General features: G+C 69.6%; 12 protein-coding genes and 1 tRNA gene. 11 read left to right on the top strand and 2 right to left on the bottom strand.

Annotated elements, in window-relative coordinates:
• Positions 1-943: 943 nt before the first annotated feature.
• Positions 944-1321 (top strand): hypothetical protein, encoded by a 378-nt coding sequence (locus Aco04nite_RS13510; RefSeq protein WP_212997573.1) that lies wholly within the window; start codon positions 944-946, stop codon positions 1319-1321.
• Positions 1322-3332: 2011 nt separating this feature from the next.
• Here the strand turns inward: Aco04nite_RS13510 and Aco04nite_RS13505 are convergent.
• On the bottom strand, positions 3333-4985 hold the full coding sequence (locus Aco04nite_RS13505; protein ID WP_212997572.1) for a copper resistance CopC/CopD family protein: 1653 nt from the start codon (positions 4983-4985) through the stop codon (positions 3333-3335).
• Positions 4986-5072: 87 nt separating this feature from the next.
• On the opposite strand from Aco04nite_RS13505, the gene Aco04nite_RS13500 reads away from it, so the two are divergent.
• The 10 genes from Aco04nite_RS13500 to Aco04nite_RS13455 all read left to right on the top strand — a co-directional run bounded on the left by Aco04nite_RS13500 (position 5073) and on the right by Aco04nite_RS13455 (position 14792).
• Positions 5073-5612 carry a sigma-70 family RNA polymerase sigma factor gene (locus tag Aco04nite_RS13500; RefSeq protein ID WP_203842132.1) on the top strand — a complete coding sequence of 180 codons (540 nt, stop codon included), beginning with the start codon at positions 5073-5075 and terminating at the stop codon, positions 5610-5612.
• A 112-nt stretch (positions 5613-5724) separates the two neighbouring features.
• A complete protein-coding gene (locus Aco04nite_RS13495; RefSeq protein ID WP_212997726.1) occupies positions 5725-6219 on the top strand; it encodes a MauE/DoxX family redox-associated membrane protein in 495 nt (164 codons plus the stop codon).
• Positions 6216-6947 carry a DsbA family protein gene (locus Aco04nite_RS13490; protein WP_212997571.1) on the top strand — a complete coding sequence of 244 codons (732 nt, stop codon included), beginning with the start codon at positions 6216-6218 and terminating at the stop codon, positions 6945-6947. The genes Aco04nite_RS13495 and Aco04nite_RS13490 overlap by 4 nt, the downstream gene beginning before the upstream one ends.
• Complete coding sequence (locus Aco04nite_RS13485; protein ID WP_244875962.1) at positions 6944-7951, top strand: hypothetical protein; 1008 nt, start codon at positions 6944-6946, stop codon at positions 7949-7951. Before Aco04nite_RS13490 ends, Aco04nite_RS13485 begins: the two co-directional genes overlap by 4 nt.
• Complete coding sequence (gene bcp, locus Aco04nite_RS13480) at positions 7948-8418, top strand: thioredoxin-dependent thiol peroxidase (RefSeq protein ID WP_212997570.1); 471 nt, start codon at positions 7948-7950, stop codon at positions 8416-8418. The genes Aco04nite_RS13485 and bcp overlap by 4 nt, the downstream gene beginning before the upstream one ends.
• 158 nt (positions 8419-8576) lie before the next feature.
• Positions 8577-10154 carry a methyl-accepting chemotaxis protein gene (locus tag Aco04nite_RS13475; protein ID WP_212997569.1) on the top strand — a complete coding sequence of 526 codons (1578 nt, stop codon included), beginning with the start codon at positions 8577-8579 and terminating at the stop codon, positions 10152-10154.
• Positions 10155-10276: 122 nt separating this feature from the next.
• On the top strand, positions 10277-11023 hold the full coding sequence (locus Aco04nite_RS13470) for an HNH endonuclease signature motif containing protein (RefSeq protein WP_212997568.1): 747 nt from the start codon (positions 10277-10279) through the stop codon (positions 11021-11023).
• A 34-nt stretch (positions 11024-11057) separates the two neighbouring features.
• Positions 11058-11141, top strand: a tRNA-Leu gene (locus Aco04nite_RS13465).
• A 418-nt stretch (positions 11142-11559) separates the two neighbouring features.
• The gene (locus Aco04nite_RS13460; RefSeq protein WP_212997567.1) at positions 11560-12078 is read left to right on the top strand and encodes a GNAT family N-acetyltransferase; all 519 of its coding nucleotides are present in this window, start codon (positions 11560-11562) and stop codon (positions 12076-12078) included.
• Positions 12079-12275: 197 nt separating this feature from the next.
• A complete protein-coding gene (locus Aco04nite_RS13455) occupies positions 12276-14792 on the top strand; it encodes a hypothetical protein (protein WP_212997566.1) in 2517 nt (838 codons plus the stop codon).
• A 100-nt stretch (positions 14793-14892) separates the two neighbouring features.
• On the opposite strand, the gene Aco04nite_RS13450 is transcribed toward Aco04nite_RS13455, so the two are convergent.
• Complete coding sequence (locus Aco04nite_RS13450; RefSeq protein WP_244875961.1) at positions 14893-15858, bottom strand: expansin EXLX1 family cellulose-binding protein; 966 nt, start codon at positions 15856-15858, stop codon at positions 14893-14895.
• Positions 15859-15877 lie beyond the last annotated feature (19 nt).

Below are 15877 nucleotides of genomic sequence, written 5' to 3'. Positions count from 1 at the left end.
GGGACGGGCAGGCCCGGGCACCGCAGGCCTGGCCGGCGAGGTCACAGGCGCTGCGGGCGCGGGTCCAGCAGGCGTGGGTCCCGCAGGCGTGGGTCCCGCAGGCGTGGGCGCTGCGGGCGCGGGCGCTGCGGGCGCGGGTCCGGCGGGCGCTGGCGTTGCGGGCGCGGGTCCAGCGGGTGCGGGAACGGGCGCTGCGGGCGCGGCTACGGCTGCGGGCGCTAAGGGAGCCGGGGCTGACGGTGCAGGGCTAGACGGTGCGGAGGTCGCCGGGGCGGGACCGGTAGTCGTCGTCGGGCCTGCAGATGCCGGACCGGCAGGTACGGGAGTCGCTGGGGCGGGACCGGTAGTCGTCGTCGGGCCTGCAGATGCCGGACCGGCAGGTACGGGAGTCGCTGGGGCGGGACCGGTAGTTGTCAGGCTTGCAGATGCCGGACCGGCAGGTGTGGATGTCGCGGGCGTGGGGCTGGTTGGCGCTGGGCCCTTGGACGTAGGTGCGGGAGTCGCGGGCGCGGAGGCGGGCGAGCCCGGACCGTTCTTGGTCGTGTCCTTCGCCGGCGTGGCGGGGGTTGGAGGCGCGGGCCGAGTGGGCGATGACGTCGCCGCCTTGAGGGAGCGCGGCGCGCCTGGCTTCGGCTCGGCTGGGTTGGGGGTGGATGCGGTCGGCTTGAGTGCGTCGGGGGCTGGTTGTGGGTTCAGGGCGTCGGGGGTGAGACCGACGCGGGGTGAGTCGGCACGGGTCAGGCCGTTCGCTGCCCAGGCGTTCGAGGGTGGGCCTCCGAACAGGGCGTTGCGAGCCGTCACGCCGGACGGGCGTGGAGTCTTGGTGACCGGTGTGCCGCTGGTCGGGGCCGGCGTCGAGGCCGGTGTTGCGGCGGGATTGCCGGTATGGCCCGTCGGTTCGATCTCGGATTTCGGCGCTGCATGTTCGGTATGACCTACCGGAATGCTGGAGGATTCCGGGTGCTTTTCCGCTGCGGCCGGCGCGTTCGAAGGCTTGGTCTCGACGCTCGCCGGCTTCGCTGCAGTCGGAACAGCCGGGGCAACTGACGACTTCGACACCGCCGGGACCGCTGCGGGCTGGGATGCCACCGAAGCTATCGGGGGCTGGGACGCCGCCGAAGCCACCACGGGCTTGGGGGCCGCCGAAGCCGCCGCGCGCTCGGACGTCGGTGGGATTGCCGCGGGCCGGGATGCCGGAGACGCCGAGGTCTCTGCGGAGCTCGATGTGGAGACTTTTGCGGGCTTTGAGTCCGGCGTTGTCGGCTGGGTGAGCGTCGTCTTGGAAGTGGCGGTCAGGGGCGGGGTGGTCGCGGGCTGGTGATGGATCGGGGCGGGGCTGGCCGGAACGTTCAGGCCTACCACCACTACGTCGTAGCCCTCCGGTACCTCGGGTGCAGCCTTGGCCGAGGTGATGGACGGCTTTGCCACTGGATTAGAGGCCGAGGTCGCGTCGGACGGGGCCGTTGCCTGGGATACGGCTTCGGCAGACCGGCTCGTTGCAGGCGCGGGAACAGCCTTGGCCGCGGACGCAGGAACCGGGCTGACGACGGATCCAGCCGAAGGTGACGAGGGCGGTGTGACCGCAGACGCCGTTGCCGGAACGGTCCCGGAGCCGACTGCAGAATCGGCAGCCGCGCCGGTCTTGGACCCAGCAGCCGAAACCGTCCCGGATCCGGCGATCGAGCCAGCCTTGGCCCCGGCAACCGGAACCGGCCCAGAACCGGCGGCCGAGCCAGCCTTGGCCCCGGCAACCGGAACCGGCCCAGAACCGGTGGCCGGGCCAGGCGTGACCCCCGCAGGCGGAACAGCCGCGGGACCGGACGCCGGGCCGGGCTTGGTTTCGGTGGGGGTGGCGGGGGGCGGGTCTTTGGGTTTTTGGGCGGCGGCGATGGCTGCGGCTGCTCGGGCCTGGGTTTCGCGGGAGCGGGCGGCGGCGGTTTCGGCGACCCAGGCTCCGACGGCGGAGGCTTCGAAGATGGGGAGGTCGGTTGGTTGGGGGGATGTGCGGCGGCGGGTGGTGGTGGCGCGGCCGAAGAAGGGTTCGGTGGGTTCGGGGGTGGGGCGGGTCGGGACGAGTTTGATGGGTTCGCCGGGGGCGGTGGCGGGGGTGGACTGGTCCGGGCCGGAGGGCTGGGTTGGTGGCGTCGAGAGGGGAGCCGTGGCCGAGGGTGTCCCGGAAGGCTGCAGGTGGGTGGGGCCTGAGGACTGAGCAGGCGCGACGGCGGGGGCAGCGACGGTGACCGTGGTGGTCGGGGCGGGGGTGGTCGGGGCCGGAGTGGGGAGGGCCGCGGCCTGGCTTGGAGCTTGGTGGGCGGGGGGCCAGGTCAGGGCCGGGGGGCGGGTCCGGGACTGGGTGTCGGCGAGGGTTCGGGGGCGGTGGGTGGCCGAGTGGCGGCCGCCGCCGGTGCGGCTCAGGGGAAGGGGGGCTCCGATGGCCTGCATGAGGTCGGGGACCTGGCTGGGTTCGACGACGTAGACCACTTCGCGGCGGCGGGCCGGCCAGCCGAGGGTGATCATGCCGGACATGACCAGGAGGGTGCCGAGGATGAGCAGGGCCCAGGTGGTCTGGTTGAGCCAGCCGGGGCTGATGGCGGCCGTCGTCTGCAGGCGTACGCCGGGCTGGGCCGCGGTGTTCATGATGATCAGGCTGTAGGACTTGTCGCGGAAGTCGGCCGGGTTCCAGTCGAGGGCTCCCGTGCCGGCGGCGAGCCAGAAGGTTTCGCGGGTCGGCAGGGTTTCCGGGGCTCGGGTGCCCGGGACCAGGCTGCTGGTCACGGGGAGGGCGCCGGTGCCGAGGTCGATCGACGAGACCGTGATGCGGGGGATGTCCGCCAGGTAGGTGGCCGCCGTCGCCCGGGGTGCGAGGCCGATGAAGGCCGGGGCGTCCGAGGAGGTGGCGGTGATGCGCAGGTTCGAGTCGCCGAAGCGGGCGAACGGGGCGTCGTTGCCGAGCAGGGTGTCGACGTCATCGATCACCACGGCGTACCCGGAGGTCGCCACCCGCTGCATTCCTGCGCTGAACGCACCGCCCGCGTCGCGGTGCTGCATGGCGGCCCAGAGGGCACCGCCTGCGAGCAGCGCCGGAAGTCCAGCGGTGAGCAACAGCATGCCGAGGATCGTGCGGAATACCCGCATCGCGATCTCCCCCTTCTCGACGGTACTGGGCAGACCATACAGAGCAATTAACACCAAAATGGATAAACCGCTATTTAGCCCGCTAATGGGGTCGCGGAGGGGGTTATGCCACGGAAGCCGCCGGGGTTAGCGCGGGAAGAGAGCAAAAAAAAACGGGGCCGGCCCGAGTGGGCCGGCCCCGCGGAAAGCGGAGGGCGTCAGGCGATCTTCACCGTCATGGTCAGCGTCGACTGGTCGATGTCGCTGGTGCGGACGGTGAACTTGAACGTCCAGTCGCCCGCGGCCGGGAGGGCGATGTCGCCCACGGCGTGGAAGTCCGTGATGCGCAGGAGCGGGACCTCGATCGGTTCGATGCCCTTGGCGGGCAGGGCGGCCGTGGCGGTCCACTCGACGACGGGCAGCGGCTTGTTGTCCAGCGTGTAGGCGTACAGATGCAGGGAATTGTTGCCGACCGTGGCCGGGAAGACGTCGACCTGGAGGGACACGTTGGCGTCCGCGACGGTCTGGGTGACCGTCGTGGTCGTTGCCGCTGTCTCCGCGGCGGCGGCCGTGCGCGGCGGGGGGATCTGGACCAGGGCTGCCGTGACGCCCAGCACGACGGCGGTCACGGCGAGTTCGGCGAGGACAACGCGGCGCAGGGTGCGGGGGCCGGTTTCGGCAGAGCGGTTGCGGACAAGCTTCCGGGAGTACGCCGCCACGCCGATCACCACCGCCGCCAGCGCGATCTTCACGAGGATGAGCCGGCCGTACGTGCTGTCGTAGAGGCCCTTGAACGACGCGACCTCGATGAGCGCCTGCACCGAGCCGGCCACGATCAGCGTGGCGACCGCGGTTGCCGCCCAGCGGGACCAGATCGGGAGGATGGCGCCGAGCTCGCGTTCGTTGGCGTTGCGCAGCAGGAAGCCGGCCAGCATCACCAGGCCGCCGAGCCACACCGACATCGAGGCCAGGTGGATCGCGTCGACGACCACGGAGACGCCGGCGACCGGGGACGCCGTCGGGTGGCCGGTCAGTGGCCAGGTGGCCAGGGCACCGACGCCGAGAACGCCGAGCAGGGCCAGGTCGGCCTTGGACTCGCCGCCCGCACCTCGCAGCAGGGAGCGCAGCAGGAACGCCGAGGCGATGACCACGCCGAGACGGACGAGCATGACCGCGCCGAACGTGCTGCCGAGGACGTCCTGCAGGTCGGTGAGGGTGGCGCCGAACAGTCCGGTGCCGGTTGTGTACGGCGCCTGCAGCCAGATCGCGAGGACGGTGCTGCCCAGGACGAGGCCGAGGCCGGTCCAGACGAGCCGGGCCGGGCCGACGCGGGAGAGGCGGTGCGGCCAGAGCAGCGCCAGGACGAGGACCGGTCCGACGAGCAGGACCAGGCCGGCGTACCCGAGGTATTTGCCGACCGGGATCAGGGCGCGGACGACCGGATCGACCGACTCGGCGCCGGCCTGTTCCGACGGTGGGGTGGACGCCGCGCCGACCGAGTAGGTGATGCTCCCCGCGACCGGGTGACTGTCGGCGGAGACGACCCGGTAGCTCACCAGATAGGTGCCGCGACCGCCGCCGGAGCGCAGCGCAATGGTCACGGTGCTGCCGCTGGATTGGGGTTCGCCCTGGTCGGCACGGGTGCTGTCGGGGGCCAGGACCTGGATCTTGCCGGAGATCAGCTGCACCGATTCGCTGAAGGTGAGCGTGATCTTGTTGGGCGCGTCGGGGACGATCGTCCCGTTTCCCGGGTCGCTGGCGACCAGGGCGGCGTGCGCGCTGGCCGGTGCTGCTGGTCCCAGGAGTGCGCAGACGAGCCCGAAGAGCAGCCCGGCGAGGGCTGCGGCTGCCCGGCGTCGATCAACGGTCATGCAGGCAATGCTCCCCGATGCGCTCCATACCGCAAAAAAGTGGTCGCACTCGCGGGTCAAAACGCAGGCCGCGTACCATCTGCCGGTGTGACAGCGAGCGACCCACTCACCGCGCTCGCCCTCCGGGCGCGGGAAGGCGACACCGCCGCGCAGGCTGCCCTCGTGCGGGGGACCCAGGCCGAGGTGTGGCGCTTCACCGCCGCGCTGGTCGACCCCGGCGCCGCCGACGACCTGACCCAGGAGACGTTCCTGCGGGCGTTCCGGTCGCTGCCCGGGTTCGAGGCGCGCGCGGGCATCCGTACCTGGCTGCTCGGCATCGCCCGGCGCACCTGCGCCGACCACCTGCGTGCGGTGGTCCGCCGGCGGCGGCTGGACGCGCGTCTCGCCGCCCAGGTCTGGACCGACAATCCCCACCATCCCGATCCGGCATACCGGCTCGGGGCGGCCGATCTGCTCGGCCGGCTCTCCGACGAGCGGCGGACCGCGTTCGTGCTCACCCAGGTGCTCGGCCTGTCATATGCGGAGGCCGCCGAGGTCGAGGACGTGCCCGTCGGGACGATCCGCTCCCGGGTCGCGCGGGCCAGGGAAGAGCTGGTCACGGCGGTCGCACAGGCTCAGGCGAGCTGAGCCTCCGGAAAGCACAGCAAACCCCCAGGCTGAGCCTTCGAAAAGTACAGCAAACCCCCAGGCGATATGACGGAACCTTGCGGCGCCGGGCGCCGACTAAGGGGGCGTGAGCATGGAGACCGGGCAGCAGGCCCGCAGGACCACGGTGCTGCCGTGGATCTCGACCGTCGCACGCCTCGGCCTCGCGGCCGTGTGGCTGATCGCGGGCGGCCTCAAGATCGGTGACCTGGCGGCTTCCGGCCGGGCTGTGAACGCGTACCAGATCTTCCCGTACGACGTCGCGAAGGTCATCGGGGCGGCCCAGCCGTTCCTGGAGATAGCCCTCGGGTTGCTGCTGCTGGTGGGGCTGGCCGTGCGGCTGAGCGCGGGCATCTCGGCGGCGTTCCTGCTGATCTTCATCGCGGGAATCGTGTCGGCATGGTCGCGCGGGCTGGCGATCGACTGCGGCTGTTTCAGCTCCGGTGGTGAGCTGGGAGCCGGGGCCAGCCCGGTCTACGGCTGGGACATCGCCCGCGACGCCGGTTTCCTCGTGCTCGCCGGGTTCCTGCTGTGGAGGCCGCGGACCCGCTATTCCATGGACGGCGTTCTGATGGGGGACGAGCAGTGAGCAAAGCCACGAAGGACCGGGCCGCGCAGGCGAAACGCATCGTCGCGGAGCAGAAGGCGAGGGAGCGGCGCCGGGTAGTGACGCTCTGGACCTCCGTCGCCGTCGTAGCGGTGCTGGTCATTGCGGGCCTGGTCGGCTGGGGGATCTTCGCCGGCCAGGAGAAGGACAATGCGGGAAGTGTGACGACACCACCGACCGCGGTTGACGGGGGTACCGCCTTCGCCCGTGGCGAGGGACCCGTGACGATCGACATCTACGAGGACTTCATGTGCCCGATCTGCCACGAGTTCGAGGACGCGGCGGGCCCGACGATCACGCAGCTCGTCGACGCGAAGAAGGTGACGGTCAACTATCACCCGATCGCGATCCTCGACCGCTACTCGACGACCGAGTATTCGACCCGCGCGGCGGGTGCGGCCGCAGCGGCGGCGCAGGGCGGGAAGTTCTACGAGTATCACGAGACGCTGTTCGCGAACCAGCCCGAGGAGGGCAGCGCCGGGCTCGACAACGCCAAGCTGATCGAGCTGGGCAAGGGCGTGGGACTGACCAGCCAGACGTTCGCCGACGCGGTCAACAACAAGACGTACACGGGATGGGCGACCAAGGTGACCGACACGGCCTCCGGGAGCGGCGTCACGGGCACTCCGACCGTGCTCGTCGCCGGCAAGAAGCTGGACAACCCGTCGGCGCAGGCATTGACCGCCGCGGTGGAGGCGGCCGCGGCGTGAGGCGTACTGCCCTTTTTCTCGTGGTGCTGGCCGGTGCGTTGCTCGCACCGGCCGGCCCCGCCTTCGCCCACGGCGGCGACGCGCCGGACGCCACCTCCTATCGAACAGATGTGTCAGGTCTGAGCGAGAGGATTCCGGCCCTGACCGTGCGAGCGGTCGAGGCGGGCGCACGGCTCGAGCTCGTCAACAACACCGGCAAGACCGTCGAGATCCTCGGTTACCAGGACGAGCCATATCTGGAGGTACGCCCGGACGGCGTCTACCAGAACGTCAACTCCCCGGCGACGTACACCAACGCGACGTTGGACGGCGACTCACCCGTACCGTCGAATGCCGATCCCACCGCGCCCCCGCAGTGGCAGAAAGTCTCCGGCGAACCCACCGTGCGGTGGCACGACCAGCGCACCCACTGGCTCTCCCCCGGTCTGCCGCCGCAGGCGCAGGCCGATCCGTCCCGGGCGCACAAGCTGCGGGACTGGACCGTGCCGCTGCGTCAGGGCGCGCACACTTTCACCGTCAACGGCACCCTCACCTGGGAACCACCGCCCGCTGCGTGGCTCTGGTGGGCGGCTGCGGTCGCCCTGGCTGCCGGGATCACGGCGCTCGCACTGCGGTCGGCACGCTGGGTGGGGCCCGTCGCGCTCCTCACCGGCACCATCGGCTTCGCGTACGCCGTGACGCGCGCAACTCTCGGCGTCAGCGGACAGGCACCGGCGATCGTGGCGTCGGCGATCGCGATCGTGGCGGGCGTGTTCGCGCTCTCCGGGCGTACCCCCTTCCTGGTATTGCTCGGTGGTGCAGCCGTCGCCATCTTCGGCGGCCTGGGGGACGTCGGGGTCTTCAACCAGGCAGTGGTCAACTTCCCCGGGCCGGGCTGGCTGTCCCGGGCGGCCGTGCTGATCGCGATCGGCACCGGAACGGGCCTGACCGCCGCCGGGGTGCTACGGCTGCGAGCCGCCCCACCAGCACCGGCACCGACGGCCCGGATATCTTCGGACGCATGACTGAGCGTCTCTCGCCGGGTGATCCGGCCCCCGAATTCACCCTGCCCACCGACAACGGCGACACCCTGACGCTGAAGGACCTCCGCGGCCGCAAGGTCATCCTGTACGTCTACCCGGCCGCGATGACCCCCGGCTGCACCACCCAGGCGTGCGATTTCCGCGACAACCTCGCCTCGCTGCAGTCCGCCGGGTACGAGGTCGTCGGCATCTCCCCCGACAAGCCCGCCAAGCTGGCGAAATTCCGCGAGAACGACGCGATCACGTTCCCGCTGGTCAGCGACGAGGACAAGAGCGTGCTCACGGCCTACGGCGCGTTCGGGGAGAAGCAGCTCTACGGAAAGACGGTCACCGGAGTCATCCGCTCCACCTTCGTCATCGACGAGAACGGCGCGATCGAGAAGGCGCTCTACAACGTCAAAGCGACAGGCCACGTCGCCAAACTGCGCCGGGATCTCGGTATCGACTGATTCCCGTCTGATTTTTCCGGTAGTTCCCGCGGATTCTGAACGCGGGTGCCGATAAGAGCGGTGACCCCCAGCTTCCCGGGAGACCGCCGATGCCGACTGCCGCCAAGCTCCGTTCGAGTGGGCTCCGTCCGGGCGGGCTCCGTCCGGGCGGGCTCCGTTTGGGCGGGCTCACCGTTTCCCAGAAGCTGTTCGCCAGCTTCGGAATCCTGAGCCTGCTGGTCGTCGGTGTCGGCAGCACCGGCCTGATCGAGCTGCGCAGCGCCAACGCCCAGCTCGACACCATGTACGAACGCAACCTGCAGTCCACGGCCCGCCTCGGCGAGGTCCGCGCCGACGTCCAGCAGGCCACGTCGCTCGCCGACAAACTGATCGTGCGCTCCCCGCTGACCGACGTCAGCGACGTGCAGACCACCATCAAACGGCTCGACGACCAGATCGACAGCACGTGGAAGGCGTACCTGGCGAAACCCGCCGCGGGCACCGACGCGGACCGGGCCGCCTTCGCCGCGGGTCTCGCCAACTATCGCAAGGTGCGCGACGAGCAGCTCGTCCCCGCCGCGAAACAGAACAGCCTGAGCACGTTCCTCGGTGTCATGAACAACTTCATCGACCCGCTGACCAGCAAAATCACGGTCGCGCTCAACAACCTCGCCGGCATCGAGGACAAAGCCGCCGCCCGTCAGCAGACCCGCGCGAGCAACAACGCCATGGTCGCCATGCTCATCACCGCGGCCCTGGTCGCCGCCGCGCTGGCCTTCGCCATCATCATCGCCATCGTGGTCAGCCGCGCCATCTCCCGCCCGCTGCGCCAGACCGTCACCGTGCTCGAAGGCCTCGCCGAAGGCCGCCTCGACCAGCGCCTCACCGTCCGCGGTCGCGACGAGGTGGGCCGCATGGCCGAAGCCCTCAACACCGCCCTCGACCGACTCACCGCCACCATGCGCAACATCGGCACCAACGTGACCACCCTCGCCACCTCCTCCGAGGAACTCACCGCGGTCGCCGGCCAGATGAACTCCTCCGCGGCCCGCTCCGCCAGCCGCGCCCAGGCCGTCACCAACGCCTCCGAGGAGATCAGCCGCAACATCAGCACGGTCTCCGCCGGCGCCGACGAAATCGGCAGCTCCATCACCGAGATCGCCCGCAGCACCTCCAGCGCCGCCGAAGTGGCCGGCCAGGCCGTCCGCATCTCCGGCGAGGCAGGCGCCATTCTCCGCAAGCTCGGCGAATCCTCCGCCGAAATCGTCTCCGTCATCAAAATCATCACCGGCATCGCCGAACAGACCAATCTGCTCGCCCTCAACGCCACCATCGAAGCCGCCCGCGCCGGCGACGCGGGCAAGGGCTTCGCGGTCGTCGCCGGCGAGGTCAAAGAACTGGCCCAGGAAACAGCAAGAGCCACCGAAGATATCCGTACGCGCGTCAGCGCCATCCAGACCGACTCCTCAGCAGCCGTGTCAGCGATCTCCGAAATCGGCGCCGTCATCGACCAGATCAACGCCACCCAGAGCGCCATCGCCGCCGCCGTCGAAGAACAGACAGCCACCACCAACGAAATGGGCCGCAACGTCGGCGAAGTCGCCGCCGGCTCCACCGACATCACCGCCAACGTCGCCGAGGTCGCCGAAGCCGCCGCGGAAACCACCCAGGCCGCCGCCGGCACCGCCGCCGCCGCTGACGACCTGGCCCGCGTAGCCCACGAACTCCAGCAGAGCCTGGCGGGATTCCGCTACTGACCACCCCCTCCCGGTAAGGGCCACCGACCCACGGCGGCCGTCACGCGGCCTGGATCCGCGAGGCGGCCGCCGTGCCGCTTTTTGGCATTGCAGATGCGTCCCCATGTAGGTACGTTGGACTCATGGCGAAAGCCCGCTACACCCAGGAAGTCCTCAAGGAAGCCGTCATCGCCTCAACCTCCATGGCCGGAGTCATGCGTCACCTCGGCCTGCGCCCCGCCGGCGGCACCCACGCCCACCTGCGCCGCCGCATCGATCAGCTCGGCATCGACTCCTCCCACTTCACCGGTCAGTCACACGCTCACAATCGGCCGTCCTCAAGGCGTCGCCGGCCGGAAGAGGTCATGATCGAGCGGCCGACCACCAGGAAACGGGAAGCGCCCCACGTCCTGCGCCGGGCACTGACAGAGTCCGGACGCCCTTGCCGATGCGCCGATTGCGGCAACGGCGGCGAATGGCAGGGCCGGCCCATGACCCTGCAGGTCGACCACATCAACGGGATGCACTGGGACTGCCGGGCGGACAATCTCAGATTCCTCTGCCCCAACTGCCACAGCCAGACCCGCACCTTCGCAGGCCGCAACCGCTTCGAGTGCACCTATGTCGTGGAAGGACCGATCACCGACGAGATCCGGATCGACGTGATCACCCGCGTCAACCGTGGCGAGATCTCTGCGGCCGCCGCGTCCCGGTTGCTCAAATGCGCGCCCTGGACGATCCGGCAGTACCGAGACCGGCTCACGGAGACTGGCGGCCTGAAACCGCCGCCGCGCAAACGAGGCGTACGGCCTACCACCGACGCCGGCTCGATCACCCGAGCAGCCATAAACGGCTCGGCCGGGACCACAGCTTCCCCACCAGCGGTCTAGAATGACCTCAGCGATTTGCCCACGGTCAAATCGGGCGGAAGTGGCGGAATAGGTAGACGCCCAGGTCTTAGGAACCTGTGCTTGCAAAAGCGTGCGGGTTCGAGTCCCGCCTTCCGCACGAGCATCCTGGCATCCCCCTGTCCGCTGAACTGCGCGGACCGGGGGATGCTCGTTATGTCTGCTCCGGGGGCCGAGCCCCCGGAAGCCCCGCGGTGCGGTGGGCACGGTGAGTGAGTCGGCTCGGAAGCACGCCGTGCGTTGGGCACTTGGGTGCGTCACCCCTCGAGAAGCACCGCGGTGCGTTGGGCACTTGGGTGCGTCACCCCTCGGAGGCCCCGCGGTGCGGTGGGGAGTTGGGTGCGTCGCCCTCGGAGGCTCCGCGGGGCGGTGGGGGGTTGGGTGCGTCGCTCCTGGAAGTGACCGCGAGGCGGTAGGCAGGTGGAGTGCGTCGCGGTGGTTGGGGGCTCCTTGCAACTCAGGTCACCTTTGGGCCCCTTACTCGACGAGGGTGAGGGGTGGCTCGCAACGATGGGCGCATGGCGCTGTCGTTCGTGGTTGATCCTGTGTTGAGCTCGGCTCTGCGGGATGAGGTTGTTCAGCTGTGGGTGGATGTCACCAACGCCGGCGGGGCTGTGGGGTTTGTGGGCCCGGTCACCGTTGATGAGGTTCGGCCGGTGGCGGAGGCTGCGTTTGCCGGGGTTGAGTCCGGGATTGATCGGCTGGTTGTGGGGCTGGACGACGGGCGGGTGGTGGCGCTTCTGTTCGTTGTTGACAACCGGTTCGGGTTGAAGGCGCATTGGCGGGTGCTCAAGCGGGTGATGGTCCTGCCCGGGAGTCAGGGGCTCGGGTATGGGGCCGCCCTGATGCGGCAGGCCGCGGATGTGGGGCGGGCGCTGGGGTTGGACGGGTTGCAGGTGACCGTGCGGGACGGGCACGGGCTGGACGGCTTCTATCGCAAGGTGGGGTATCGCGAGGTGGGGCGCGTGCCGGGGGCGCTGCGGATCGGGCCGGGTGATGATCGGGATGAGTTGTTCATGTGGCTCGACCTGCGTTGACCGCTTTCTCCCCTGTGGATAACCGGCCGCAAGACATCGATCCACTTTGGTAATCTCGCCGCACTCATCGGCCGTCTGTGCCGGTCGGGTTTCGGGGAGTGACGATGAACCATGCCAGAAGGGCCCTATTCACCGCGGTGGTGACCGCGTTGGGCTCTGCCGTCGTTGTCGCCGGGGTTGCTGATCCAGCCTTGGCGGTGAATTCCACCGGGGCCGCGCTGACCGCGTGGACCTACACCGATTCCGCTCAGCCCGGCGCCACGGCGGTCAACCCGTCCGGTGACGCTCCGATCGGTTCCGTTAACGATGCTGCGGGGGTGCGGCACACGCAGCGGGCGTACTTCACCTATGACCTGCGGCCGTTCCAGGGCGCGGTGCTGTCGCAGGCGAATTTCTACAGCACCGAGCGGTCGGTGGCGGACTGTTCGCGTACGGCTCCGGTCGAGGTTTGGCGCACTGGGCCGGTTACCACCGCGACGAGCTGGCAGAATCCTCCGGCCGAGGTGGATCTGGTCAATCAGACCAGTCTGGGCAAGGGTGCGATCGCGTGCCCGGGTGCCTATCTCGGGGTTGATGTGCTCGCGCAGATCGTGGCGGCGGTCGGGCGCCAGGATCCGAGCATCACGTTCGAGGTTCGCGTTGCCGCCGGTTCGGAGGCCGATCCCGGGGTGCGCCGCGCGTTCCGGCAGTTCAGTTTGAGCGTGTGGGCCAATCATTTGCCGACGGTCAGCAACCTGCAGATGGTGGATCCGGATCGACCCTGCGGGACGCTCGAGGAGCATCCGTCGGCGGGGAGGTCCACGAAGGTTCGTGCCACGCCTTTCGATGCCGATGGTGGTGCGACTCCGCGGGTCACGTTCGCGTTCTGGCCGGTCGAGCATCCGGAGCAGCGTTCCGAGACGGGGTCCGAGGTTCTTTATCTGAACGGTTTCGCTGATGGCACGGTTGTTGCCTGGACCGCGCAGGCCCGGGACGCCGACGATGCGGGGCCGTGGAGCGAACCTTGCTATCTGACCGTCGACACCACCCCGCCGCCCGCGCCCGTTGTCTTCTCGAAGACGTACAGCGTGGCGGAGTATCCGGGTTCGGGTGGGCAGGGCGTGGCGGGCACGTTCGCGGCTGATTCGCGCGGCGACCTGGACGTCACCGGTTTCCAGTGGCACAACCGTGATTCGAGCGCGTGGCGAGCGGCTGCTATCGATCATCCTGGCGGCCGGGCGAAGATCAGTTACACGCCGGGCTCGTGGGGTCCTGACGAGCTGCACGTCCGTGCTCTCGACGCGGCCGGCAATCCGGGTGCCGAGCAGGTCTACAAGTTCTGGGTGCGCAACTCCGCGCCGTTCGCCGCGGTGACCGTGGGCGGTGTGGGGTTGCCGAGTCAGATCGTGTTGCGGTCGGGGTCCGCGGACGTGACGTCCTACGACTACGCGGTTGACGGGGGTCCGGTGACGCGGCTGACGGCGACGGCCGGTGTGGCGCAGGGTTCGCTGACCTTCACCAGTGTGGGCGTGCACAGCATCGTGTCGCATTCGTATGTGGGCACGAAGCCGGCGGGGACGAACACGTTGTCCCTCAGCGTTTCTGACGGGCCGGGCATCGTGTCCGCCGAGTTCGGGCCCGGCACGAGTCCGGTGTCGGGGAATCAGGGTGGCTTCACGTTCTCGCCCCGGTCGGTGGGTGTTGAGGCGTACCACTACGTGATCGAGGACGGCGAGGGTGTGGTTGACGAGGGCCGCGTCGGGGCGGGGTCGGGCGGCAACGTGGCGTTGCCGTGGACGCCGGAGCGGGGCGGGTATTTCACGCTGACGGTGCGGTCGATTGTCGCGGACGGCTCCGAGTCGCAGGAGTCCGTGCTGTCGTTCCAGGTCATCGATGCCCGGCCGACGGTGATCTCGTGGGCGGACGCGGATTCCGGGGTCGGGGTTCCGGTGGTCGTCGAGATGTGGAGTGACGTGCCGGGTGTCACCGGCTTTGTCTACAGCTTCGACGGCGGCGCTGAGCAGGGCGTGAACGAAGGCAGTTACAGCTCTGTGCGGGTGGTTCCGCAGCATGGCGGGGCGAGCAGTCTCGTCGTGCGGGCGAAGCGGGCCGACGGCTCGTTGTCACCGGCGACGACCATCGAGATCGTGCTGCCGGATTCGCCGGTGGTGACGGTGCGCGGGCCGTACGGTCCGGTTCCGGTTGCGGGGCGTGAGACCACGGCGACGTTCACGCCGGCATCGCCCGGGGTGGCCGAGTACAGGTACTTCTGGGGTGATGACAGCGGCAGCGTGCAGAGCGTCGACGCGGCGGCTGACGGTTCGGCGAGCATCACCTGGCAGCCCGCCGAGCCGGGAGTGCTGACGCTCAACGTGACCAGTGTCCGGACCGACGGCACGGTTTCGCAGCCGCGCCGCCTGGTCTTCCGGGTGGAGGACCCGAAGGTCGAGGTCTGGGCCACGTGGGACGACTGGTCGCCGAGCGGGGGGCCGGGGCAGTCCGGCTGGTTCTCGTTCTCCGGGAGCACGAGCTGGCTGAACGACGTCACCGCCAACTATCTGTGGCGGGTCGGGGACGGTCCGGTGCAGGAGCTGGCGCAGGCGACGGATACGTACACCACCGATGTGATGTGGGTTCCGGATCGCAGCGGGCCGTTCACGCTGTACGTGCAGCGGGAGTTCACCGACGGCGCGCTGGGGCCGGTCACCGAGTACCACTTCCTGGTAGGCGAGTGAACTGGCAGGCGAGTGAACCGGCTGGCGAGTGAACTGGCTGGTGAATAGACGAGTGAGCCCCGGCGCGGAAAGCACCGGGGCTCATCGGTTCAGCAGAAGGTCAGCAGTGATTCGCGGCGGCGAGGGCGAGGTCCTGCTCGATGGCGGCGTCCGTGGTCGGTTCACCGGCCGGAGAGGTCGGCGAGGCCGGAGCTGCCGATGACACGCCGGCGGACGGCGTGGCCGAGGATGAGGCCGAGGCGGACGGCGAGACCGAGGCGGACGGTGACGCGGACTTCTTGGTCTTCGCGGCGGTCTTCGCGGACTTGGCGACGGTTGTCGAGCCGCCGGCGAAGCGTACGGATGTCTCCTGTTTGACGCCTGGCTCGAGTTTGATGCCCGTGGCCGTGGCGGTGTTGCCGTAGATGTCGGTCATCTTGATCTGGAACGGGCCGCTGCCGGCGCCGCTGGCGATCTCCCACGCGTTGTAGTCCTGGTGGTCGGCGCTCGTGAAGCTGCCGCCCGACCCCTTGACCTGCACGGACTTGATTGGGTTCGCGTGGTTGTCGATGAAGATCGCGAACCAGTACTGCGACGAGCCGTCCTTGAACTCGATGTTCAGCGGGCCGGGGGTGGCGGCGTTCGGGACGGCTTTGTAGGTGATCGGGATGATGCCCTGCACCTCGTCGCCGATCTTCTTGAACGCGGTGCGGCTCAGGTCGAGATGTCCGGGCTCGCACTCCGGGCACCGGTCGAAGACCTTGACCCGGACCTTGCCCTTGGGGCCGGTGACGTCGAGGTAGCTGCCGCAGGAGGCCGCGCCCGAGTATTCGTCGTTGCCGAGGGCGACGTAGAGGTCGTCGGCCGGCGGGTCGAGCGAGCAGTTGCCCTGCGAGCCCGCGAGGTCGTAGAACGTCGCTTTGCCCGACTGCTTGGCGGTGGTCGGCGGGGCCGCACACGCACCGCCACCGTTCTGCAACAGCAGGGCGACACCGAGCACCCCGGCCAGCAGGACCGCACCACCCGTCGCGAGCCAGCGGGAGCTGGGGAGCCAGCGAGGGCGGGGGTAGCGATGAGCAGAGGTCACGATGAGTCATCCTTCGCGG

The sequence above is a fragment of the Winogradskya consettensis genome, assembly GCF_018332715.1.
In the GTDB taxonomy this organism is placed as follows: Bacteria; Actinomycetota; Actinomycetes; order Mycobacteriales; family Micromonosporaceae; genus Actinoplanes; species Actinoplanes consettensis.
The sequence above is the reverse complement of the archived record's forward strand: the minus strand, read 5'-3'. Positions and strand labels throughout refer to the sequence as shown.

Excerpts from the sequence above, each read along its gene's own strand:
- Aco04nite_RS13470 (WP_212997568.1), top strand. The coding sequence starts at position 10,277 with ATGGCGAAAGCCCGCTACACCCAGGAAGTCCTCAAGGAAGCCGTCATC.
- Aco04nite_RS13495 (WP_212997726.1), top strand. The coding sequence starts at position 5,725 with ATGGAGACCGGGCAGCAGGCCCGCAGGACCACGGTGCTGCCGTGGATC.
- Aco04nite_RS13505 (WP_212997572.1), bottom strand. The coding sequence starts at position 4,985 with ATGACCGTTGATCGACGCCGGGCAGCCGCAGCCCTCGCCGGGCTGCTC.
- Aco04nite_RS13460 (WP_212997567.1), top strand. The coding sequence starts at position 11,560 with ATGGCGCTGTCGTTCGTGGTTGATCCTGTGTTGAGCTCGGCTCTGCGG.
- bcp (WP_212997570.1), top strand. The coding sequence starts at position 7,948 with ATGACTGAGCGTCTCTCGCCGGGTGATCCGGCCCCCGAATTCACCCTG.
- Aco04nite_RS13510 (WP_212997573.1), top strand. The coding sequence starts at position 944 with ATGCTGGAGGATTCCGGGTGCTTTTCCGCTGCGGCCGGCGCGTTCGAA.